This window comes from Brenneria sp. L3-3C-1 (genome assembly GCF_016456245.1).
In the GTDB taxonomy this organism is placed as follows: Bacteria; Pseudomonadota; Gammaproteobacteria; order Enterobacterales; family Enterobacteriaceae; genus Brenneria.
On the sequence record NZ_JAEMHF010000011.1, the window covers coordinates 132,015 to 149,787 of the forward strand.

Annotated in this window: 17 protein-coding genes and 2 pseudogenes; 9 read left to right on the forward strand and 10 right to left on the reverse strand. The window is 48.8% G+C overall.

Annotation, left to right across the window (positions count from 1 at the left end; genetic code table 11):
* Positions 1-116 precede the first annotated feature (116 nt).
* The 7 genes from dnaB (at position 117) to JG725_RS18060 (ending at position 6,629) form a co-directional block, all read left to right on the forward strand.
* Positions 117-1,523, forward strand: coding sequence for a replicative DNA helicase (dnaB, locus tag JG725_RS18030; RefSeq protein WP_172291135.1), 1,407 nt, complete (start codon positions 117-119; stop codon positions 1,521-1,523).
* Positions 1,524-1,556: 33 nt separating this feature from the next.
* Positions 1,557-2,636, forward strand: coding sequence for an alanine racemase (gene alr, locus JG725_RS18035; RefSeq protein WP_199379240.1), 1,080 nt, complete (start codon positions 1,557-1,559; stop codon positions 2,634-2,636).
* Between the two features lie 121 nt (positions 2,637-2,757).
* Complete coding sequence (locus JG725_RS18040; protein WP_172291133.1) at positions 2,758-3,237, forward strand: Lrp/AsnC family transcriptional regulator; 480 nt, start codon at positions 2,758-2,760, stop codon at positions 3,235-3,237.
* A 251-nt stretch (positions 3,238-3,488) separates the two neighbouring features.
* A complete protein-coding gene (locus JG725_RS18045; protein ID WP_172291132.1) occupies positions 3,489-4,103 on the forward strand; it encodes a YitT family protein in 615 nt (204 codons plus the stop codon).
* A 78-nt stretch (positions 4,104-4,181) separates the two neighbouring features.
* On the forward strand, positions 4,182-5,375 hold the full coding sequence (locus JG725_RS18050; RefSeq protein ID WP_172291131.1) for an aromatic amino acid transaminase: 1,194 nt from the start codon (positions 4,182-4,184) through the stop codon (positions 5,373-5,375).
* A gap of 74 nt (positions 5,376-5,449) precedes the next feature.
* On the forward strand, positions 5,450-5,947 hold the full coding sequence (locus JG725_RS18055) for a M48 family metallopeptidase (protein WP_199379242.1): 498 nt from the start codon (positions 5,450-5,452) through the stop codon (positions 5,945-5,947).
* A gap of 202 nt (positions 5,948-6,149) precedes the next feature.
* A complete protein-coding gene (locus JG725_RS18060) occupies positions 6,150-6,629 on the forward strand; it encodes an Hcp family type VI secretion system effector (RefSeq protein ID WP_172291129.1) in 480 nt (159 codons plus the stop codon).
* Between the two features lie 50 nt (positions 6,630-6,679).
* Here JG725_RS18060 and JG725_RS18065 read toward each other — a convergent pair whose 3' ends face one another.
* The 10 genes and pseudogenes from JG725_RS18065 to uvrA form a co-directional block, all read right to left on the reverse strand.
* Entirely contained in the window at positions 6,680-7,084 is a 405-nt protein-coding gene (locus tag JG725_RS18065) for a DUF1240 domain-containing protein (protein WP_199379244.1), read from the reverse strand.
* Between the two features lie 55 nt (positions 7,085-7,139).
* The gene (locus JG725_RS18070; RefSeq protein WP_199379245.1) at positions 7,140-7,544 is read right to left on the reverse strand and encodes a DUF1240 domain-containing protein; all 405 of its coding nucleotides are present in this window, start codon (positions 7,542-7,544) and stop codon (positions 7,140-7,142) included.
* Between the two features lie 56 nt (positions 7,545-7,600).
* A pseudogene (locus tag JG725_RS18075) lies at positions 7,601-8,004 on the reverse strand (DUF1240 domain-containing protein).
* A 55-nt stretch (positions 8,005-8,059) separates the two neighbouring features.
* Positions 8,060-8,464 (reverse strand): DUF1240 domain-containing protein, encoded by a 405-nt coding sequence (locus tag JG725_RS18080; protein ID WP_172291125.1) that lies wholly within the window; start codon positions 8,462-8,464, stop codon positions 8,060-8,062.
* Positions 8,457-9,323: a hypothetical protein gene (locus JG725_RS18085; protein WP_172291124.1), complete on the reverse strand. Its 867-nt coding sequence runs from the start codon at positions 9,321-9,323 to the stop codon at positions 8,457-8,459. The genes JG725_RS18080 and JG725_RS18085 overlap by 8 nt, the downstream gene beginning before the upstream one ends.
* Before the next feature lie 202 nt (positions 9,324-9,525).
* Positions 9,526-9,621: pseudogene (locus tag JG725_RS18090) on the reverse strand (IS5/IS1182 family transposase); the annotation flags it as partial.
* Positions 9,622-9,820: 199 nt separating this feature from the next.
* Entirely contained in the window at positions 9,821-10,252 is a 432-nt protein-coding gene (locus JG725_RS18095; protein ID WP_172291123.1) for a universal stress protein, read from the reverse strand.
* 227 nt (positions 10,253-10,479) lie between these two features.
* Complete coding sequence (locus tag JG725_RS18100; RefSeq protein WP_199379247.1) at positions 10,480-12,159, reverse strand: methyl-accepting chemotaxis protein; 1,680 nt, start codon at positions 12,157-12,159, stop codon at positions 10,480-10,482.
* A 505-nt stretch (positions 12,160-12,664) separates the two neighbouring features.
* Entirely contained in the window at positions 12,665-13,084 is a 420-nt protein-coding gene (locus JG725_RS18105) for a secondary thiamine-phosphate synthase enzyme YjbQ (protein WP_172291121.1), read from the reverse strand.
* 29 nt (positions 13,085-13,113) lie between these two features.
* Positions 13,114-15,951 (reverse strand): excinuclease ABC subunit UvrA, encoded by a 2,838-nt coding sequence (gene uvrA, locus JG725_RS18110; protein ID WP_172291120.1) that lies wholly within the window; start codon positions 15,949-15,951, stop codon positions 13,114-13,116.
* A 234-nt stretch (positions 15,952-16,185) separates the two neighbouring features.
* On the opposite strand from uvrA, the gene ssb1 reads away from it, so the two are divergent.
* Positions 16,186-16,728 (forward strand): single-stranded DNA-binding protein SSB1, encoded by a 543-nt coding sequence (gene ssb1, locus JG725_RS18115; RefSeq protein ID WP_172291119.1) that lies wholly within the window; start codon positions 16,186-16,188, stop codon positions 16,726-16,728.
* A 158-nt stretch (positions 16,729-16,886) separates the two neighbouring features.
* Entirely contained in the window at positions 16,887-17,666 is a 780-nt protein-coding gene (locus JG725_RS18120) for a site-specific integrase (protein WP_233356479.1), read from the forward strand.
* The last annotated feature ends 107 nt before the right edge of the window (positions 17,667-17,773 follow it).

The following is a 17,773-nucleotide window of genomic DNA, read 5'->3' on the forward strand; positions in this document are numbered from 1 at the left end:
ATGGTGAGCGGTCGTTTGTATTACCATTGTGTGGATTAGCAGTGTGTTATTCCCCGCTTTCAGATATACAATGCTCCACTAACCAAGGGTAAATCAACCGGTAAAGAACTCGTTTCATGGCAGAAAAAAGACCAACCAAAAAATCGAATGAACCCCGTGACCGTCAAATGGAAGGCTTAAAGCTTCCACCACACTCGCTGGAAGCGGAGCAATCGGTATTGGGTGGCCTGATGCTCGATAATGAACGTTGGGATAACGTTGCCGAGCGCGTGGTCGCCAATGACTTCTATAATCGCGCCCACCGGATGATCTTCACCGAGATGCAGCGCCTGCTGGAAATGAGCAAGCCGATCGACCTGATCACCCTGTCTGAATCGCTTGAACAGAAAGGCGATCTGGAATCGGCGGGAGGTTTCGCCTATCTGGCGGAGCTGGCTAAAAATACGCCGAGCGCAGCCAACATCGGCGCTTATGCCGATATCGTGCGGGAACGCGCCGTGGTGCGCGAAATGATTTCCGTCGCCAACGAGATTGCCGATGCCGGGTACGATCCGCAGGGGCGCAGCAGTGAAGATCTGCTCGATCTGGCGGAGTCCCGCGTTTTCCAGATTGCCGAAAATCGCGCCAGCAAAGATGAAGGCCCGAAAAGTATCGATCGCATTCTGGAAGATACCGTTTCCCGTATCGAACAGCTGTATCAGAAACCGCACGACGGGGTGACCGGCGTGGATACCGGCTATCAGGATCTCAATAAGAAGACCGCCGGCCTGCAAAAATCCGACCTGATTATCGTGGCGGCGCGCCCTTCCATGGGGAAAACCACCTTCGCCATGAACCTGTGCGAACATGCGGCGATGACGCAGGAAAAGCCGGTGCTGATCTTCAGTCTGGAGATGCCCGGCGAACAGATCATGATGCGTATGCTGGCGTCGTTGTCCCGCGTGGATCAAACCCGTATTCGTACCGGTCAGTTGGATGATGAAGACTGGGCGCGCATTTCCAGCACCATGGGGATCCTGCTGGAAAAACGCAACATGTACATCGATGACTCCTCCGGCCTGACGCCAACCGAAGTTCGTTCCCGCGCCCGTCGGGTATTCCGCGAACATGACGGCCTGAGCCTGATTATGATCGACTACCTGCAATTGATGCGCGTACCGTCCCTGTCCGATAACCGTACGCTGGAAATTGCCGAAATATCCCGTTCACTCAAAGCATTGGCAAAAGAATTGCAAGTCCCTGTGGTCGCGCTGTCCCAGCTTAACCGTAGTCTGGAGCAGCGCGCCGATAAACGGCCGGTTAACTCCGACCTGCGCGAATCCGGCTCCATCGAACAGGATGCCGACCTGATTATGTTTATCTATCGTGATGAGGTTTATCATGAAAACAGCGACATGAAGGGAATTGCTGAAATTATCTTAGGGAAACAGCGTAACGGCCCCATTGGTTCCGTTCGTTTGACCTTTAACGGGCAGTGGTCGCGTTTTGATAATTACGCCGGGCCACAATATGACGATGAATAACGCACGATAAGAATTATGCGCTAAGGACACACAATGAAAACGGCAACCGCCGTCATTAATCGCCGCGCTTTGCGTCACAATTTACAACGGATCCGCCAACTGGCCCCGCAAAGCCGTCTGGTCGCCGTGGTAAAAGCAAATGCCTACGGTCACGGTATCATTGAATCCGCCCACACTTTCCGCGACGCTGACTGCTATGGCGTCGCGCGGCTTTCAGAAGCGTTGCAACTCCGCGCAGCGGGTATCACCAAACCTATCCTGCTGCTGGAAGGTTTTTTTTCCGCTGAAGACCTTTCTCTGGTGGTCGAGCATCAGCTTGAAACCGCTGTTCACAGTAACGAACAGCTCGCCGCGCTGGAACAGGCAAACCTGCCGCAGCCCGTCCGGGTGTGGATGAAGCTCGATACCGGCATGCATCGCCTTGGGATATTGCCGGAACACGCCGAAGCTTTCTATCAGCGTCTGGCGCAGTGCCGCAATGTGGTGCAGCCGGTGAACGTAATGAGCCATTTTTGCCGCGCCGATGAACCGCAAGCGGATACCACCGAACGTCAGTTGGCCCGCTTTGACGCCTTCACCCAGGGCAAACCCGGCGCCCAGTCCATTGCCGCCTCCGGCGGCATTCTGCTGTGGCCGCAGGCGCACCGCGATCAGGTGCGCCCCGGCATCATTCTGTACGGCGTGTCGCCGCTCGATACCGAAGACGCCGCGCATTTTGGTTTTCAACCCGCCATGACATTGACCTCGCACCTGATTGCCGTGCGCGAGCACAAAGCGGGCGAACCGGTGGGCTATGGCAGCATCTGGACCAGCAAGCGCGATACCAAACTGGGCGTGGTGGCGATCGGCTACGGCGACGGCTATCCGCGCAGCGCGCCGGCCGGCACGCCGGTGTGGATAAACGGGCGCGAAGTCCCGCTGTCCGGACGGGTTTCAATGGATATGATTACCGTCGACCTGGGGCCGGATGCGCAGGATAAGGCGGGAGATGAGGTTATTCTGTGGGGCAAGGCATTGCCCGTCGAGCACATCGCGGCACACACCGGCATCAGCGCCTATGAATTAATTACCCGTTTAACGCAGCGCACCCGGCTGGAATATATCGACGAGTAAATGAAACCGGCGTGCCGATGATAACCGTGGCCCGGTGAAAGCATTATCGGGCCATGATTTTATTCATACAAAAAGCTGCTAGTCTATGATCTCCACGGCCTGACGCCGTTCAGGGAGAGCTATGTACAATATTGATGATTTTGATCTGAAAATCCTGACGCTGTTGCAGGCGAATGGTCGCCTGACCAATCAGGAACTGAGCGAGCTGGTCGGGCTTTCCGCCTCCCAGTGCTCCCGGCGCCGCATCGCGCTGGAACAGGCGCAACTGATCCTTGGCTATCACGCCCGTCTTTCGCCCAACGCGGTCGGGTTGGAGTGTCTGGGGCTGATTGAGGTCAGACTGATTAATCACACCACCGAATATGTCGAAAGATTCCATCAGATGCTGGGAGAAGTCGACGCTATCATTGATGCCTATAAAACCACGGGCGATGCTGACTATCTGCTCAAGGTCGCGGTGGCCGATCTGCCGGGATTGAGCACATTGATCAGTCAGATCCTGTCGCAGAACAAAAGCGTGGCGCATCTGAAAACCTCGGTGGTGCTTAATCGGCTCAAAGAGAATGGGTTGATGATGCCTGAACGGACATCGTTGCCCTGATATGGGGCAGCATGCTCTCTATTGGAGCAACGGAACGATTAAAATGCGCACAAAAATCAATTAAACCGCGTAAATCAACCATAAAAAAGCCGATTAATGCACAAGTTACGCAAAAAATTGGCATTTATATTTCAATAAGTTGCCCTTATCTCTCTCCTGTTCCCGGCGTTTAAGGCCTTCCTTATAGGGTATCTGGTGTGATTATTGCTTAATAAATACGTGTTCTACTGTGTATAGAGTGCCCACCCGCCATGGATAACGTTATCACCACTGAAAAATTGTCACATACCCTGCTGGAAGATGTTCTGGCTATCCTGATTGGTACGCTAATGGTCTCTTTTGGCGTTATTTTGTTACGTCAGGCCGGCGCGCTCACCGGCGGTACCGCAGGCATGGCCTTTTTACTGCATTACCTGACGCAGATCTCCTTCGGTACGGCCTTCTTTCTGCTCAATTTGCCGTTCTACTATCTGGCGATCCGCCGGATGGGGTGGAAATTCACCATAAAGACATTCTGCGCTGTGGCGCTGGTGTCGCTGTTTTCCGATCTTCACTCGCTTTTTATTCACTTCGATCGCTTGAACCCGTTCTACGCCACGCTGTTCGGCAACCTGATTATGGGACTCGGCTTTATTGTCCTGTTCCGTCACAAGGCCAGCCTCGGCGGCGTAAATATATTGGCGCTTTATCTTCAGGATAAATACGGCCTGCGGGCGGGGAAATTCCAGATGGGCATCGATGTTGTGATTGTGCTGACTTCCCTGTTCGTGGTAAGCATACCGATGTTGGTTGCCTCGATACTGGGCGCAACCCTGCTGAATCTGATCATCGCCATGAACCATCGTCCCGGCCGCTATGCGGTCTGACCGCCGGATTCAGGCAGTATGATGATTCAAACCGCCGCGTTACCCGATACTCAACACTATTTTTAGGAGAGTTACACCGTGTTTCAAAACGTTGATGCCTATGCCGGAGATCCTATCCTGTCGCTAATGGAAAAATTCAAACAGGACCCACGCGCGGATAAGGTGAATTTGAGTATCGGTCTTTACTACAACGAACAGAATATCATTCCCCAACTCCGTTCGGTCAGCGCCGCGGAAGAAGAACTGCAACAGTTACCCAAGCAGGCAACGTCCTATCTGCCGATGGAAGGTTTGCACGCTTACCGTACCGCCATTCAGCACCTGCTGTTTGACGAGCGCCACCCGGCGGTGACCGCCAACCGCATTGCCACCATCCAGACGCTGGGCGGCTCGGGCGCGCTGAAAGTCGGCGCTGACTTTCTGAAACGCTACTTTCCGAACTCGGAAGTGTGGGTCAGCGATCCAACCTGGGAAAACCACATCGCCATTTTCTCCGGGGCCGGTTTTAACGTGCACACCTACCCTTATTTTGATGCCGATAAGCTGGGCGTAAAATTTGACGCCATGCTTAGCGCCCTGCAACAACTGCCGGCGCAAAGCATTGTGCTGCTGCATCCGTGCTGCCATAACCCGACCGGTTCCGATCTCACCAATGAACAGTGGGATCGCGTCATCGAAGTGTTGATCAGCCGTGAACTTATTCCGTTTATGGACATCGCCTATCAGGGTTTTGGCGTCGGCAGCGCGCAGGATGCCTATGCCATTCGCGCCATTGCCGGCTCGGGCATTCCGGCGTTCATCGCCAACTCGTTCTCTAAAATATTCTCACTGTACAGCGAGCGCGTCGGCGGTCTTTCCGTGGTGTGTGAGAATGAGGAAACCGCACTGCGCGTGCTGGGCCAGTTAAAAGCCACCGTACGCCGCAACTACTCATCTCCGCCGAATTTTGGCGCTCAGGTGGTCGCCAAAGTGCTGAACGACGCGAAGCTGAATGCCGAGTGGCAAGCGGAAGTGGAAGAGATGCGTACCCGGATTCTGGAAATGCGCCGGACGCTGGTCGCAGCGTTGAAAAAGGCGCTGCCGAATCGTAATTTTGATTACCTGCTGACCCAACGCGGCATGTTCAGCTATACCGGCTTCAGCCCGGCACAAGTCGATCGTCTGCGGGAAGAGTTTGGCGTCTATCTGATCGCCAGCGGCCGCATGTGCATGGCGGGCCTGAACCACAGCAACGTTCAGCGCGTTGCCGCCGCTTTCGCCGCCGTTCAGTAAACCATAAAATGAAACGCCACTGGCTTAACCGACCCACGCTTGTGGAGGGTTAATTCGGTGGCTTGAAAAGAGCCATGACCCAGCTACGCTACCTGAACGCTTATCCCCCGACGATTGTTGCACAGGTTCAAACCCTCGTTGATGAAGGCAAACTTGGCCTCTGGCTGGGAAAAAAATATCCTGACCGCCATCATATCCAAAGTGATAAATCGCTCTATCAATTTGTTGCGGAACTCAAGCAGAGATATTTGAAGAACGCCCCAGCGGTATCAAAAGTGCTTTACGACAATAAACAGAATCCAATAAAAGGGACGCTGGGAACAAATACGTTTGTGGCACGCGTACAGGGCGGAAAATTGAAGTCCAATAACGAAATCAGAATAGCCACACTGTTTCGGGACGGGCCTGAAGATTTTCTGCGGATGATCGTGATACACGAACTCGCCCACCTCAAAGAAAAAGACCACAACAAAGCATTCTACCAACTCTGCTGCCATATGGAGCCAGACTATCACCAATTGGAGTTTGATATGCGGATTTGGCTGAACTGGCGAGAAATGGATGTAGGGTAAAATGTTGTAATCGCTTCGCCAACAAATACGCTAAGCGGTTGCACCAAAGTACAGTATTACACTATTAGCTAAGTCATCAACGCAACTCACCTTTCATGATCGAACGCTTTGCTTTTCCGCCGTGTTAACCGTATTATTTTCGCGCTGATAATAGAAATATTTTTACTCCGTCTATTTATAACTCTTCTCATAAGGATTTGATATGGCTAATTTGATTTACGCCAGTATTAACGGTCAAAAACAAGGTTTGATATCATCCGGTTGTTCAACTCTTGACTCAATTGGCAATCGCTACCAAACAGGTCATGAGGATCAGATACAAGTATTAGGCTTGAACCACAGCATCAGCCGCGATCAAAATGTATCTCACCATCCTATTCATTTTATTAAACCAATAGATAAGTCATCCCCGTTATTAGGCATGGCAATCTCTTACAATGAAAAGATAGAGGTGACATTTTATTTTTACCGCGTAAATTCTGCTGGACAGTTAGAGCTTTATTATGAAGTTAAATTAACGGATGCGAGCATTGTAGACGTTACCTGTGTCTATCCGCACGTAATAGATAACAATGAAATCATGCCGTATGAAAAAATCCAGTTAAAATATAAAAGCATAGCATGGAACCACAAGGCTGCGGGAACGTCTGGTTACAGCATATGGGAGGAAATGAGTCTCTAGGTTCATTACGTTTGATAACCAGCATGCCTATTAGGTGTGCTGGTGATTTACTATTTATCACAAATGGCGATATTTTTTACATACTTATTGGGATCCATCCAGGATATCTTAGGACAGATTTCATAACCATAACTTCTATAATTATAAGATATATAGAAAGATGAAAACAAACTAATTATAGCGCCAATGACCATTATTATAAATAGAACCTCTCCTAGTTTGTTATTAATTCTCGCCACTTTATTCTGTATTACAGAATAAAAACATAGAAATGAAAAATATAATAACAAGGGAGTACCAAATACCATTAACCCAACTTTCCATGAAAAGACAATAACATCGTTTAACTGTAAAAGATCTAAATAACTATTAAAAGAAAACCAACCAGTAAAGCATGAGATAAAAAAAATAAAAACTGCAAATGCGCCAACTAATGGCCTATTTACCTTAACCACGACTGTATCTCTCCGGGATATAGAAACGCACCTTGTCAGATTTTCCTTTTATTTCTTATTCCTTGCAAAGAGCAATATTTTTCACATATTTATTAGGGTCCATCCAGGATATTTTAGAACAGGTTTTATAGCCTTGATTACTAAGTTCATATGATATATATATTGATGAAAACAAACCAACTACTGCGCCAAAGATAAGCAGTTTAACCAAGTATTCCCCTAATTTATTATTAATCCTTACATGTTTATTTTTTATGGAAGAATAAAAACAAACATATGAAAAATAGAATGACAAAGGTACTGCAAATATTATAAATCCAACTTTCCATGAAAAAGTAATTACATCACTTGATTTAAAGAAATCTATGTATCCGCTTAAAGAAAACCAGCATCCCCAGCATGAAAGACATAAAAGAAAGACTGAAAATGCACCCATTAATGGTCTGTTTACCTTAACCACGATTAATTACCTCCCAGAAATTAAAAAGTATAAATTATTATATTTAAATATGATTCTTACTCTTTACAAAGAGCAATGTCTTTTACATATTTATTGGGATCCATCCAGGATATTTTAGGGTAGACGTTATAACCTCTCTCACTAAGATTATATGATATATACATTGATGAAAAAAACTAATTACTGTACCAAGTATAGCTATAATCGCTAATGCATTAGCTAGTTTGTTATTCATTTTAGCTATTTCATTTTTTATTGTGGAATAAAATGCCAAATATGAAAAATAAAATAATAAAGGTGCCCCAAATACCATTAACCCAAGTTTCCATGAGAAGATAGTTACATCACTTTTCTGTAAAAAATTCAAATAACCACTGAAGGAAAACCAGCTAATAAAGCATGATAGAAAAAAAAGGAAAACTGCAAATGCGCCAACTAATGGCCTATTTACCTTAACCACGACTGTATCTCTCCGGGATATAGAAACGCACCTTGTCAGATTTTCCTTTCATTTCTTAATCCTTGCAAAGAGCAATGTTTTTCACATATTTATTAGGGTCCATCCAGGATATTTTAGAGCAGGTTTTATAGCCTTGATTACTAAGTTCATACGATATATATATTGATGACAACAAACTAACCATTGCGCCAAAGATAGCTATCATTGCCAATGCATTTGCTAATTTATTATTCATTTTTGCTGGTTCATTTTTTATTACAGAAAAAAAGGCTAGATATGAAAAGTAAAATAATAAAGGTGCTGCAAATATTATAACTCCTACTTTCCATGAAAAGGTAATTACATCACTTGATTTAAAGAAATCTACGTATCCACTTAAAGAAAACCAGCATCCCCAGCATGAAAGTAGGAAAACCAATATTGCAAATGCACCAACTAATGGTCTGTTTACTTTAACCACGACTGTATCTCCCCCAAGTATTAAAGAACTGATCGGGATGGTAAGGATAGTATTGTGATTTATATGAATTATGCGATTTTAAGTTTTTTATTATTGCTTCACTTACTTTATATTTATTATCTAACCAATATAATATTGCACTCACTAAAACACCTAAAAAAAACACACCGATAGCAATAGCTAGAACACTACCTCCAGCGACCATAAGTCCGGTAGCTAACGTTTTTGCCCCCCAAGCTACGCCAATAGATACCGCTAATTTTGCTGCATCCATGGTTAAATTAACAAAGAAATCGGTTAATGCATATTCATCTTTCAACAATAGCTCAATGGCTCGATAAGCACCGGAAAACACAATGCAGAATCTTGCCCCAGTCGCAATTCCGCTTTCAATGCCTTTCGTTCCTATTCCCATATCCAATATTTTTTGGTTATCGACTAAATATTTAGTGGCATCTAAATACTTCCTCACCCCGGGATAACCAGATAGCTTGATATACTTACTGCCATTCTTCCCAATATATTCCGTTGCCTGTACGCCAAATCCTTTCATTTCCATCGCGATTCTGCTCACCGACACAGCTTCTGCAATATTCCCGGCAAACGACGAGGCGGGATCGGTGCAGGCAAAGAGGGCTGTTTTCCACGACTGATTAGGGTTTGGCGTACACAACGTTTTTAAAAAATATAATCCTTCTTGCGCAGTCAATATGGCATGAATGTTGTCATTATTTATTTCATTTAGTTGAGCATGTAATTTTTGATAATTGATATCTGCATGCTGCTTTTTAAAATCAAGATGATCCTCTAAACGATAGTCATCCTCAACAAACGTTCTTAAAACCGGATCGTATTTCATAACCACCTCACTCCCTTGAATTTGACTTAAGTCAATAGCTATGTCTCCTGATGCGAACACTGTAACGGAAAAATGACAATTTTCAAATATTGACGGCGCCCAATTCGCAAATTTTTATTCAGCCCCAAAGCCTCTGTTACTTAAAGATATTACGGCTTAATGCCATCAATAATTCATTATTTTAGGCTGCGTCCCTCAATGAGCCATATCGCTCAGGTAAATTACGCCACGGCGCACCGGAACAGAGCACCCCAAACATCCCGTTGATGAGCTTGCGGTGTTCAACATAAGGGTGACCGACTTTTTGCGGCTTTGTTATCCCACAATGAGTTTGCTTTACCGAATAACGTTCAAGATACAGAAGGCGGCAACCACGGTGGATAATGCACAATCCGTTGTTTAGGTTAAAGGCCATACCTACAGGATGGCCTTTAATTCAGAGGCCGGTCGGCAGTGCGGCAATCAGCTTCGCCTAAGCGATGCAGCAGATAGCCGGTTTAGCGCGCCACCAGCACGGAGGTTTTCGCATATCGCACGATAGCGGAAGCATTGGAGCCCAGCAGGTAAGTGGTCACGCTTGGTCGCCGCGAACCTATGACGATAAGATCGGCCCCGATCGCCTCAGCCTCTTTCAGAATTTCATCATAGATCGATCCCTGACGGACATTGATCGTGAATCGCTCTTCCGGCAATGCCAGTTCATCCGCAAAGACTTTCAGTTTTTGTTTTATCTCCGTGTCCAACGTGTCTTCAAACTGTTGGGTTTTCGGATTAAACCGGTTCAGAATATAGTCCGGTACTGCGGATCTCACATATAGCAACCGCAGGCTGGCCTGCGTTCTCTCCATCAGAAACTTTGCCTGTTGCAGCGATTTCTCGGTTAATTCCTGCTCACTGATATCCACCGGCAATAACACTGACTGATACATCCTGCCCTCCTGACGACAATTAATGCGCATGCTGTAACTTTACTCCCCTGCCCCAGGCAGGGCAATGAGCACCGTCCCTGCGCCACAGCCCCCGCAATCTGTACAGACAGGAACGTATCGTGGGGCTGATATTGAATTTCTGATGCTGCCTGTACCGGGCAGCGATAAAGTCGGTATAACAAAAATGCTGAAGCCATTCTCAGCAAGAAGAATGGCTTCAGACAAGGTTAGAAGGACGCCCAGTCCGATGAATTATCGGATGCTTTTCCCGCTGCCGGCGCCAGCGTTCGGCTGGCAGGCAATGCCTGAACCTCCCGGTTATTTTGTGGATTAACCTGCCGGCTATCAGAATTCGACGTTTGCGCATTCAACTTAAACGCATTAACGGTCTGTGTCAGCGCAGACGCCTGAGACTGCAAGGAGAGCGCCGCTGATGCGGATTCTTCCACCAATGCGGCATTCTGCTGGGTCGTGGTGTCAATTTGCCCTACGGCCAGGTTAATCTGATTGATGCCGTCGCTTTGTTCACGGCTGGCCTGGGCAATTTCACTGATGATATCGTTAACGCCCTGAACGTGCGCCGTCAGGCCATTCATGGTTTCTTCGGCCGTATCTACCAGCCCCATACCGTCCTGAATTTTACCAACAGAGTCATCAATCAGTTCTTTAATCTCTTTTGCCGCCGTCGCGCTTCTCTGCGCCAGCGAGCGCACCTCGGCCGCAACCACCGCAAACCCGCGCCCTTGTTCACCCGCCCGCGCCGCTTCAACCGCCGCATTCAGCGCCAGAATATTAGTCTGGAAAGCAATACCGTCAATTACTCCGATAATGTCGGCCATACGCTGTGAAGAGTCACGGATACCCCGCATTTTATGCGTAACAGAAACCATCACTTCGCCGCTGCGTTGTGCCGTTGCCGACGCTTGATTGGCAATCTCCGTAGCCTGGAGGGTATTGTCCGACGTGTTTTTGATCGTGGAGGTCAATTCCTCCATTGAAGAAGCGGTCTGCTCCAACGAGCTGGCCTGTTCTTCCGTCCGGGCAGAAAGATCCTGATTACCCGCGGCAATCTGCGATGCGGCGCTCGCGATGGCTTCAGCGCCGTCGCGAACCTGACTGACGATCTGGCGTAAACTGCCGTTCATCCGCCCCAGCGCCACTAGCAACTGACCGGTTTCGTCTTGTTTGGTGGTGGTAATGGTGGAAGTCAAATCCCCCTGTGCGACTTTCTCCGCCACCAACAAGGCTTCCTGTATCGGATGGGTAACGCTTCGGGTAATTCCCCAGGCAATCACGCCCCCTACCGCCGCGCCCAATGCAAGAATAATCAACAGAATGTTACGGGTTTCAGCGTAGATCTCAGCCATGGAATCAACTGAGGCATACATAATATCATTCTGATAGCCAATCAATTTAGCAATACTCTGACGGTACTCCCGCTGAAGATTATTCAAATTATTGATAAACTCATCACTTGCTTCCTGCTGATTTCCGGCAAGGATAAGATTGATTAATTTTCCACCTGAAGCGGCAAATTTCTCACGGATATGTTTAATCTCTTCAAGCGCGGCTAACGATCTCTCATCTGTAGTACCGCTCTCCAACTTCTCAAACAGTACATTGATATCTTTACCTAGCTCACCAATCCTGGAAATACTGCGTTGGATTTCATTCTCATCCGTTATTAATAACAAACGCTGATAGATCACTACGCCGATATTCACCGTACTAATAAGGTCATTGGCATTCACCGTCTGCGGATAGACCTCTTTTACAATGTCACTGGCGCTATTCTGAAATTGAGACAGTTTAGAAATAGAAAGAATATTAACTACAAAAAGCATTAGTACCAGAAAAGCAAATCCTATTCCCAGGCGGTAGCCAATACGTAAATTAGATAAACTCATTATCTCGCTCCTTTTATTCAGCATGTATTTACATGAACCATTCCGATAAACATTTTTTTGATAAGAAACCAGAGCGAAGGAGAGCTTTTTGTCATTACATCTTGCTTGCGGATAAAAAGAAATACATCATACACACGCCGGCCTCCAGGCAGCGCTGCTAAATTAAAATAACAAAAGCATTCCCGCGGCCATCAGATGCCGCGAAATAGCGTTGTTTTTTATTTGGCATTATCATTTAAAAAACATAAAGCCATTGAAAAACAGCAAGCTGATTAACAATATCATCGGCTCTTCAGCCAAATTTGTTAAAGTCATTGAATACGGTATTTATTCTGTTTATCCGATAGTAAGCCTCTTCTCCCGGCGTCTCAGTTGTTATCGGCAGCAGAGTGAGTACCTTTACACTATTGATCGTTTAAATCATTCAAAAATCAAAAAATAAATAGATGATAGCTATCATGGCCGCGAGCGCGATCGGGTGAGCCAGGATAGTCAGTCAAATCAGTTAATCTCCCTGAAGCGTCACCACCAACGTACGGCTACCACCGTGATTACGGTGTTCGCATAAATAAATCCCCTGCCAGGCGCCGACGTTTAGTCGCCCGTTACCGATCGGGATTGTTAGGCTGTTGCCCAGCAAACTGCCTTTCAGGTGGGCAGGCATATCGTCACTGCCCTCATCAACATGGCGGTAATAAGGTTCATCTTCCGGCACCAGACGGTTAAAGAAACGCTCAAAATCCTGCCGAACGGTAGGATCGGCATTTTCATTAATCGTCAGCGCCGCCGAGGTATGCTTGATAAAAACATGCATCAGGCCGACTTTGATTTGCCGCAGCGCCGTTACCTGGCTAAGCACTTCATCGGTAATCAAATGAAAGCCTCTGGATTTAGGCTTCAGACGGATTTCATGTTGTATCCACATCGCAAACCCCCTCGGGTTGAGACTAAAGGTTACGCAGGCTTACGCGCCAGCATCGGTTTCAGGAAGCGGGCGGTATGTGACTGCGCGCATTCGGCGACCGTTTCCGGCGTTCCGGATACCAGGATCTCGCCGCCGCCGCTGCCGCCTTCCGGCCCCAGATCGACAATCCAGTCCGCGGTTTTGATCACATCCAGATTGTGCTCAATCACCACGATGGTATTGCCCTGATCGCGCAGCTGATGCAGCACCGTCAGCAATTGCTGAATATCCGCAAAATGCAGGCCGGTGGTCGGTTCATCCAGAATATACAAGGTCTGCCCGGTGCCGCGTTTTGACAGCTCCCGCGCCAGCTTCACGCGCTGCGCCTCGCCGCCGGATAGCGTCGTGGCGGATTGCCCCAGGCGGATATAAGACAGTCCGACATCAATCAAGGTTTGCAGCTTGCGCGCCAATGCCGGGATCGCATCAAAGAACTCGCGAGCTTCTTCGATGGTCATCTCCAGCACCTCATGAATGCCCTTGCCTTTATACCTGATTTCCAGCGTTTCGCGATTGTAACGTTTACCTTTGCACTGATCGCACGGCACATAGATATCCGGCAGGAAATGCATCTCGACTTTGATTACCCCATCCCCCTGACAGGCTTCACAGCGTCCGCCGCGCACGTTAAAACTAAACCGGCCGGGGTTGTAGCCGCGGGTACGCGACTCCGGCACACCGGCAAACAGCTCGCGAATCGGTGTGAAAATCCCGGTATAGGTCGCCGGGTTGGAACGCGGCGTACGCCCGATCGGGCTTTGGTCGATATCAATGACTTTATCAAAATGCTCCAGCCCCTGAATCTCACGATAATCCGCCGGTTCGGCCAGCGTAGCGCCATTAAGCTGACGCTGCGCCAGTGGGAACAAGGTGTCGTTAATCAGCGTGGATTTACCGGAGCCGGACACGCCGGTAATACAGGTAAACAGCCCTACCGGCAACGTTAGCGTCACGTCTTTCAGGTTGTTGCCCCTGGCGCCAATCAGCTTCAACACTTTGGTTGGGTCGGCGGAGACGCGCCGCTCAGGGATATCAATCTTGCGCTTTCCGCTAAGATATTGCCCGGTTAGCGATGACGGCACCGCCATGATCTGTTCCATCGTTCCTTCCGCGACCACCTCGCCGCCATGTACGCCCGCGCCTGGCCCGATATCGATCACATGATCGGCGGCGCGAATAGCATCCTCGTCATGTTCAACCACGATCACGGTGTTGCCCAGGTTACGCAGGTGGATCAGGGTTTCCAGCAGACGTTCGTTATCACGCTGATGCAGACCGATAGACGGCTCATCCAGCACGTACATCACGCCTACCAGCCCGGCGCCGATCTGGCTTGCCAGACGAATGCGCTGCGCCTCGCCCCCGGAAAGAGTTTCCGCCGAACGCGACAACGACAGGTAATTCAGCCCCACGTTGACCAGGAACTTCAGCCGATCGCCAATCTCTTTCAGGATCTTTTCAGCTATTTGGGCGCGCTGACCGCTGAGTTTCATATTCTGAAAGAAACTCATCGCATGGCCGATGCTCATATCAGAAATCTGCGGCAGCGTGGTTTGTTCGACAAACACATGGCGCGCTTCTTCACGCAGACGCGTACCGCGGCAGTTGGCGCAGGGGCGATTGCTGATAAATTTCGCCAGTTCTTCACGCACCGCACTGGATTCCGTTTCTTTATAGCGGCGCTCCATATTATGCAGCACCCCTTCGAACGGGTGACGGCGCACCGAGGTATCACCACGGTCGTTAATATATTTAAACTCGACGTTTTCCTTGCCTGAGCCGTACAGAATCAGTTTTTGAACCGATTCGCTCAGCCTGTCAAACGGGACATCAACATCAAATTTGTAGTGTTCCGCCAGCGAACGCAACATCTGGAAATAATAGAAGTTACGACGATCCCAGCCGCGAATCGCGCCGCCCGCCAGGGATAATTCCACATTCTGCACCACGCGGGCGGGATCGAAAAACTGCTGAACGCCCAGCCCATCGCAGGTTGGGCAAGCACCCGCCGGATTATTGAACGAGAACATACGCGGTTCCAGTTCATGCATGCTGTAACCGCACACCGGGCAGGCAAAATTCGCGGAGAACAACAATTCCGGCACGGTCGGGTCGTCCATATCGGCGACCACCGCGCTGCCGCCGGACAACTCCAGCGCGGTTTCAAACGACTCCGCCAGACGCTGCGCCAAATCGTCACGCACTTTGAAACGGTCCACAACCACTTCAATGGTATGTTTTTTCTGCAATTCCAGCTTCGGAGGATCGGAAAGATCGCACACTTCGCCGTCAATACGCGCCCGGATATAACCCTGCGTCGCCAGGTTTTCCAGCGTCTTGCTGTGCTCGCCTTTGCGATCTTTCACAATCGGCGCCAGCAGCATCACCCGCTTGCCTTCCGGCTGCGCCAGCACGTTATCCACCATCTGACTGACCGTCTGCGCATCCAGCGGGACGTCATGCTGCGGGCAGCGCGGTTCGCCGACGCGGGCAAACAGCAGGCGCAGGTAGTCGTGAATTTCGGTAATAGTGCCGACGGTGGAACGCGGGTTGTGCGAAGTGGACTTCTGCTCGATGGAAATGGCGGGCGACAACCCTTCGATATGATCGACGTCCGGCTTCTCCATCAGCGACAAAAACTGACGCGCATAAGCAGAGAGTGATTCGACGTAACGCCGCTGCCCTTCGGCATACAACGTATCAAACGCCAACGATGACTTACCTGAACCCGATAATCCGGTGATCACTATCAGCTTGTCGCGAGGGATTATCAGATTGATATTCTTGAGATTATGAGTACGGGCACCACGAACTTCGATCTTATCCATTCACACACTTCCCGGAATAAACACAGTTTTGCATCATCTCTCTGATGGAGACAACCGGTACGAAACATGCAATTATGGCACAAAAAAAGCTGAATGAATATCCAGTATCAGATGCAAACGTTGCAATCTGCGCATTCATTTTTGATTCAGCCTCGCAGGTATGATAGATACTTTTATCATGCTAAAATCGATCGTTTATACTCATATAAATTGGATTCATCAGGAGACACGAGCATGGCCAGCAGAGGCGTTAATAAAGTGATTCTTGTCGGACATCTGGGGCAAGACCCGGAAGTTCGCTATATGCCGAATGGCGGTGCCGTTGCCAACATCACGCTGGCCACGTCCGATAGCTGGCGCGACAAGCAAACCGGCGAGCAGAAAGAGAAAACCGAATGGCATCGTGTGGTGCTGTTCGGCAAACTGGCTGAAGTCGCGGGTGAATATCTGCGTAAAGGCTCTCAGGTTTACATTGAGGGCGCGCTGCAAACCCGCAAATGGACCGATCAGTCGGGCGCAGACCGCTACACCACCGAAGTGGTGGTTAACGTTGGCGGCACCATGCAAATGCTGGGCGGTCGTCAAGGCGGCGGCGCACCTGCGGGCGGCGGCGCGGGCGGACAACAGTCAGGCAGTTGGGGTCAGCCGCAACAGCCGCAGGGCGGCAATCAATTCAGCGGCGGCGCGCAAGCGCAGCCATCGCGCCCGGCACAGAACAACGCCCCGGCCGCCGGCAACGAACCGCCAATGGATTTTGACGACGATATTCCGTTCTAGAGTTAACTTGTGAGTTATTTGTAAAGAATTCATACGCAGACCCCTGTTAATTCAGGGGTTTTTTGTTTCTATCGTCGGAAAAAGTGTCTTGTATAAATTGGTGATTTTTCACATAAAGTGTACCTTGTAATTGTGTAATGTTTATGGGATGTGAGTGCATGGAAAAGAACTACAGAGTTACAACATTTGTCATGGATAGTGGCGAGCGCTATTGCATGGTAGTGGATCATGCTTCTGGGCTTCCCATGTATTACCCCACTCTGTTTCTAACAACTCAAATCCGCAATAGAGAGGATGCTTTTTCAACGATGTTGGCGGCGGCTAGCAACCTGGTTATGTTGTTACGCTTTGTAGAGAGTCGCGACATTGACCTTCAGCAGCGGTTTTTGACCAAAGACTTCTTCAAGCCACATGAGCTGGATGATCTGCGAGATTTTGCTCAGTGCAAACAAAGAAAGGGGCCATTAACTGTGTCCTCTACCTCTTGGTTGGCAGATGCGATGACCGATATCGTTGATAACGGGACACAGCATTCCCGGCTAACAACGTTTGCCAACTATTTACACTGGTATGCGATGCATATATTAAAGACGACAGAACTGGAAGTTGTCGAAAAGATCAATGCTATGGCGGCGCAGATAAAGACGCGCCGACCATCTAAAAAGCGCAGAAACCACGACTTACAAGACAGGTCATTGAGTGATGTTCAACTGGACGCGCTATTTGAAGTCATCCAGCCTAGATCAGAGTTAAACCCTTTCTCAATAGATGTGCAGCGCCGCAATCGGCTGATGATCTTGCTTCTGTTTTATCTTGGCATCCGAGGTGGTGAATTATTAAATATAAGAATACAGGACATAGATTTTAGCGCTAACAGGATCCGTATCGTTAGGAGAGCAGATGAACAAGCTGACTCTATGACCTGCCCCCAGGATTAGATACAACACTCAGTTAGTAATGTCGGATCCTTCACTCTCAGAATTACCCTTTCTCCAGGCCGCCGCAAATTCAGACGGCGTCTGATAATTCAGCGCGGAGTGCGGAC

Coding starts and splice junctions, on each gene's coding strand:
- JG725_RS18120 (WP_233356479.1), top strand. CDS start 16,887: ATGGAAAAGAACTACAGAGTTACAACATTTGTCATGGATAGTGGCGAG.
- JG725_RS18040 (WP_172291133.1), top strand. CDS start 2,758: ATGTACAATATTGATGATTTTGATCTGAAAATCCTGACGCTGTTGCAG.
- JG725_RS18045 (WP_172291132.1), top strand. CDS start 3,489: ATGGATAACGTTATCACCACTGAAAAATTGTCACATACCCTGCTGGAA.
- uvrA (WP_172291120.1), bottom strand. CDS start 15,951: ATGGATAAGATCGAAGTTCGTGGTGCCCGTACTCATAATCTCAAGAAT.
- JG725_RS18100 (WP_199379247.1), bottom strand. CDS start 12,159: ATGAGTTTATCTAATTTACGTATTGGCTACCGCCTGGGAATAGGATTT.
- alr (WP_199379240.1), top strand. CDS start 1,557: ATGAAAACGGCAACCGCCGTCATTAATCGCCGCGCTTTGCGTCACAAT.
- JG725_RS18085 (WP_172291124.1), bottom strand. CDS start 9,323: ATGAAATACGATCCGGTTTTAAGAACGTTTGTTGAGGATGACTATCGT.
- JG725_RS18105 (WP_172291121.1), bottom strand. CDS start 13,084: ATGTGGATACAACATGAAATCCGTCTGAAGCCTAAATCCAGAGGCTTT.
- JG725_RS18060 (WP_172291129.1), top strand. CDS start 6,150: ATGGCTAATTTGATTTACGCCAGTATTAACGGTCAAAAACAAGGTTTG.
- JG725_RS18095 (WP_172291123.1), bottom strand. CDS start 10,252: ATGTATCAGTCAGTGTTATTGCCGGTGGATATCAGTGAGCAGGAATTA.
- JG725_RS18055 (WP_199379242.1), top strand. CDS start 5,450: ATGACCCAGCTACGCTACCTGAACGCTTATCCCCCGACGATTGTTGCA.
- ssb1 (WP_172291119.1), top strand. CDS start 16,186: ATGGCCAGCAGAGGCGTTAATAAAGTGATTCTTGTCGGACATCTGGGG.
- dnaB (WP_172291135.1), top strand. CDS start 117: ATGGCAGAAAAAAGACCAACCAAAAAATCGAATGAACCCCGTGACCGT.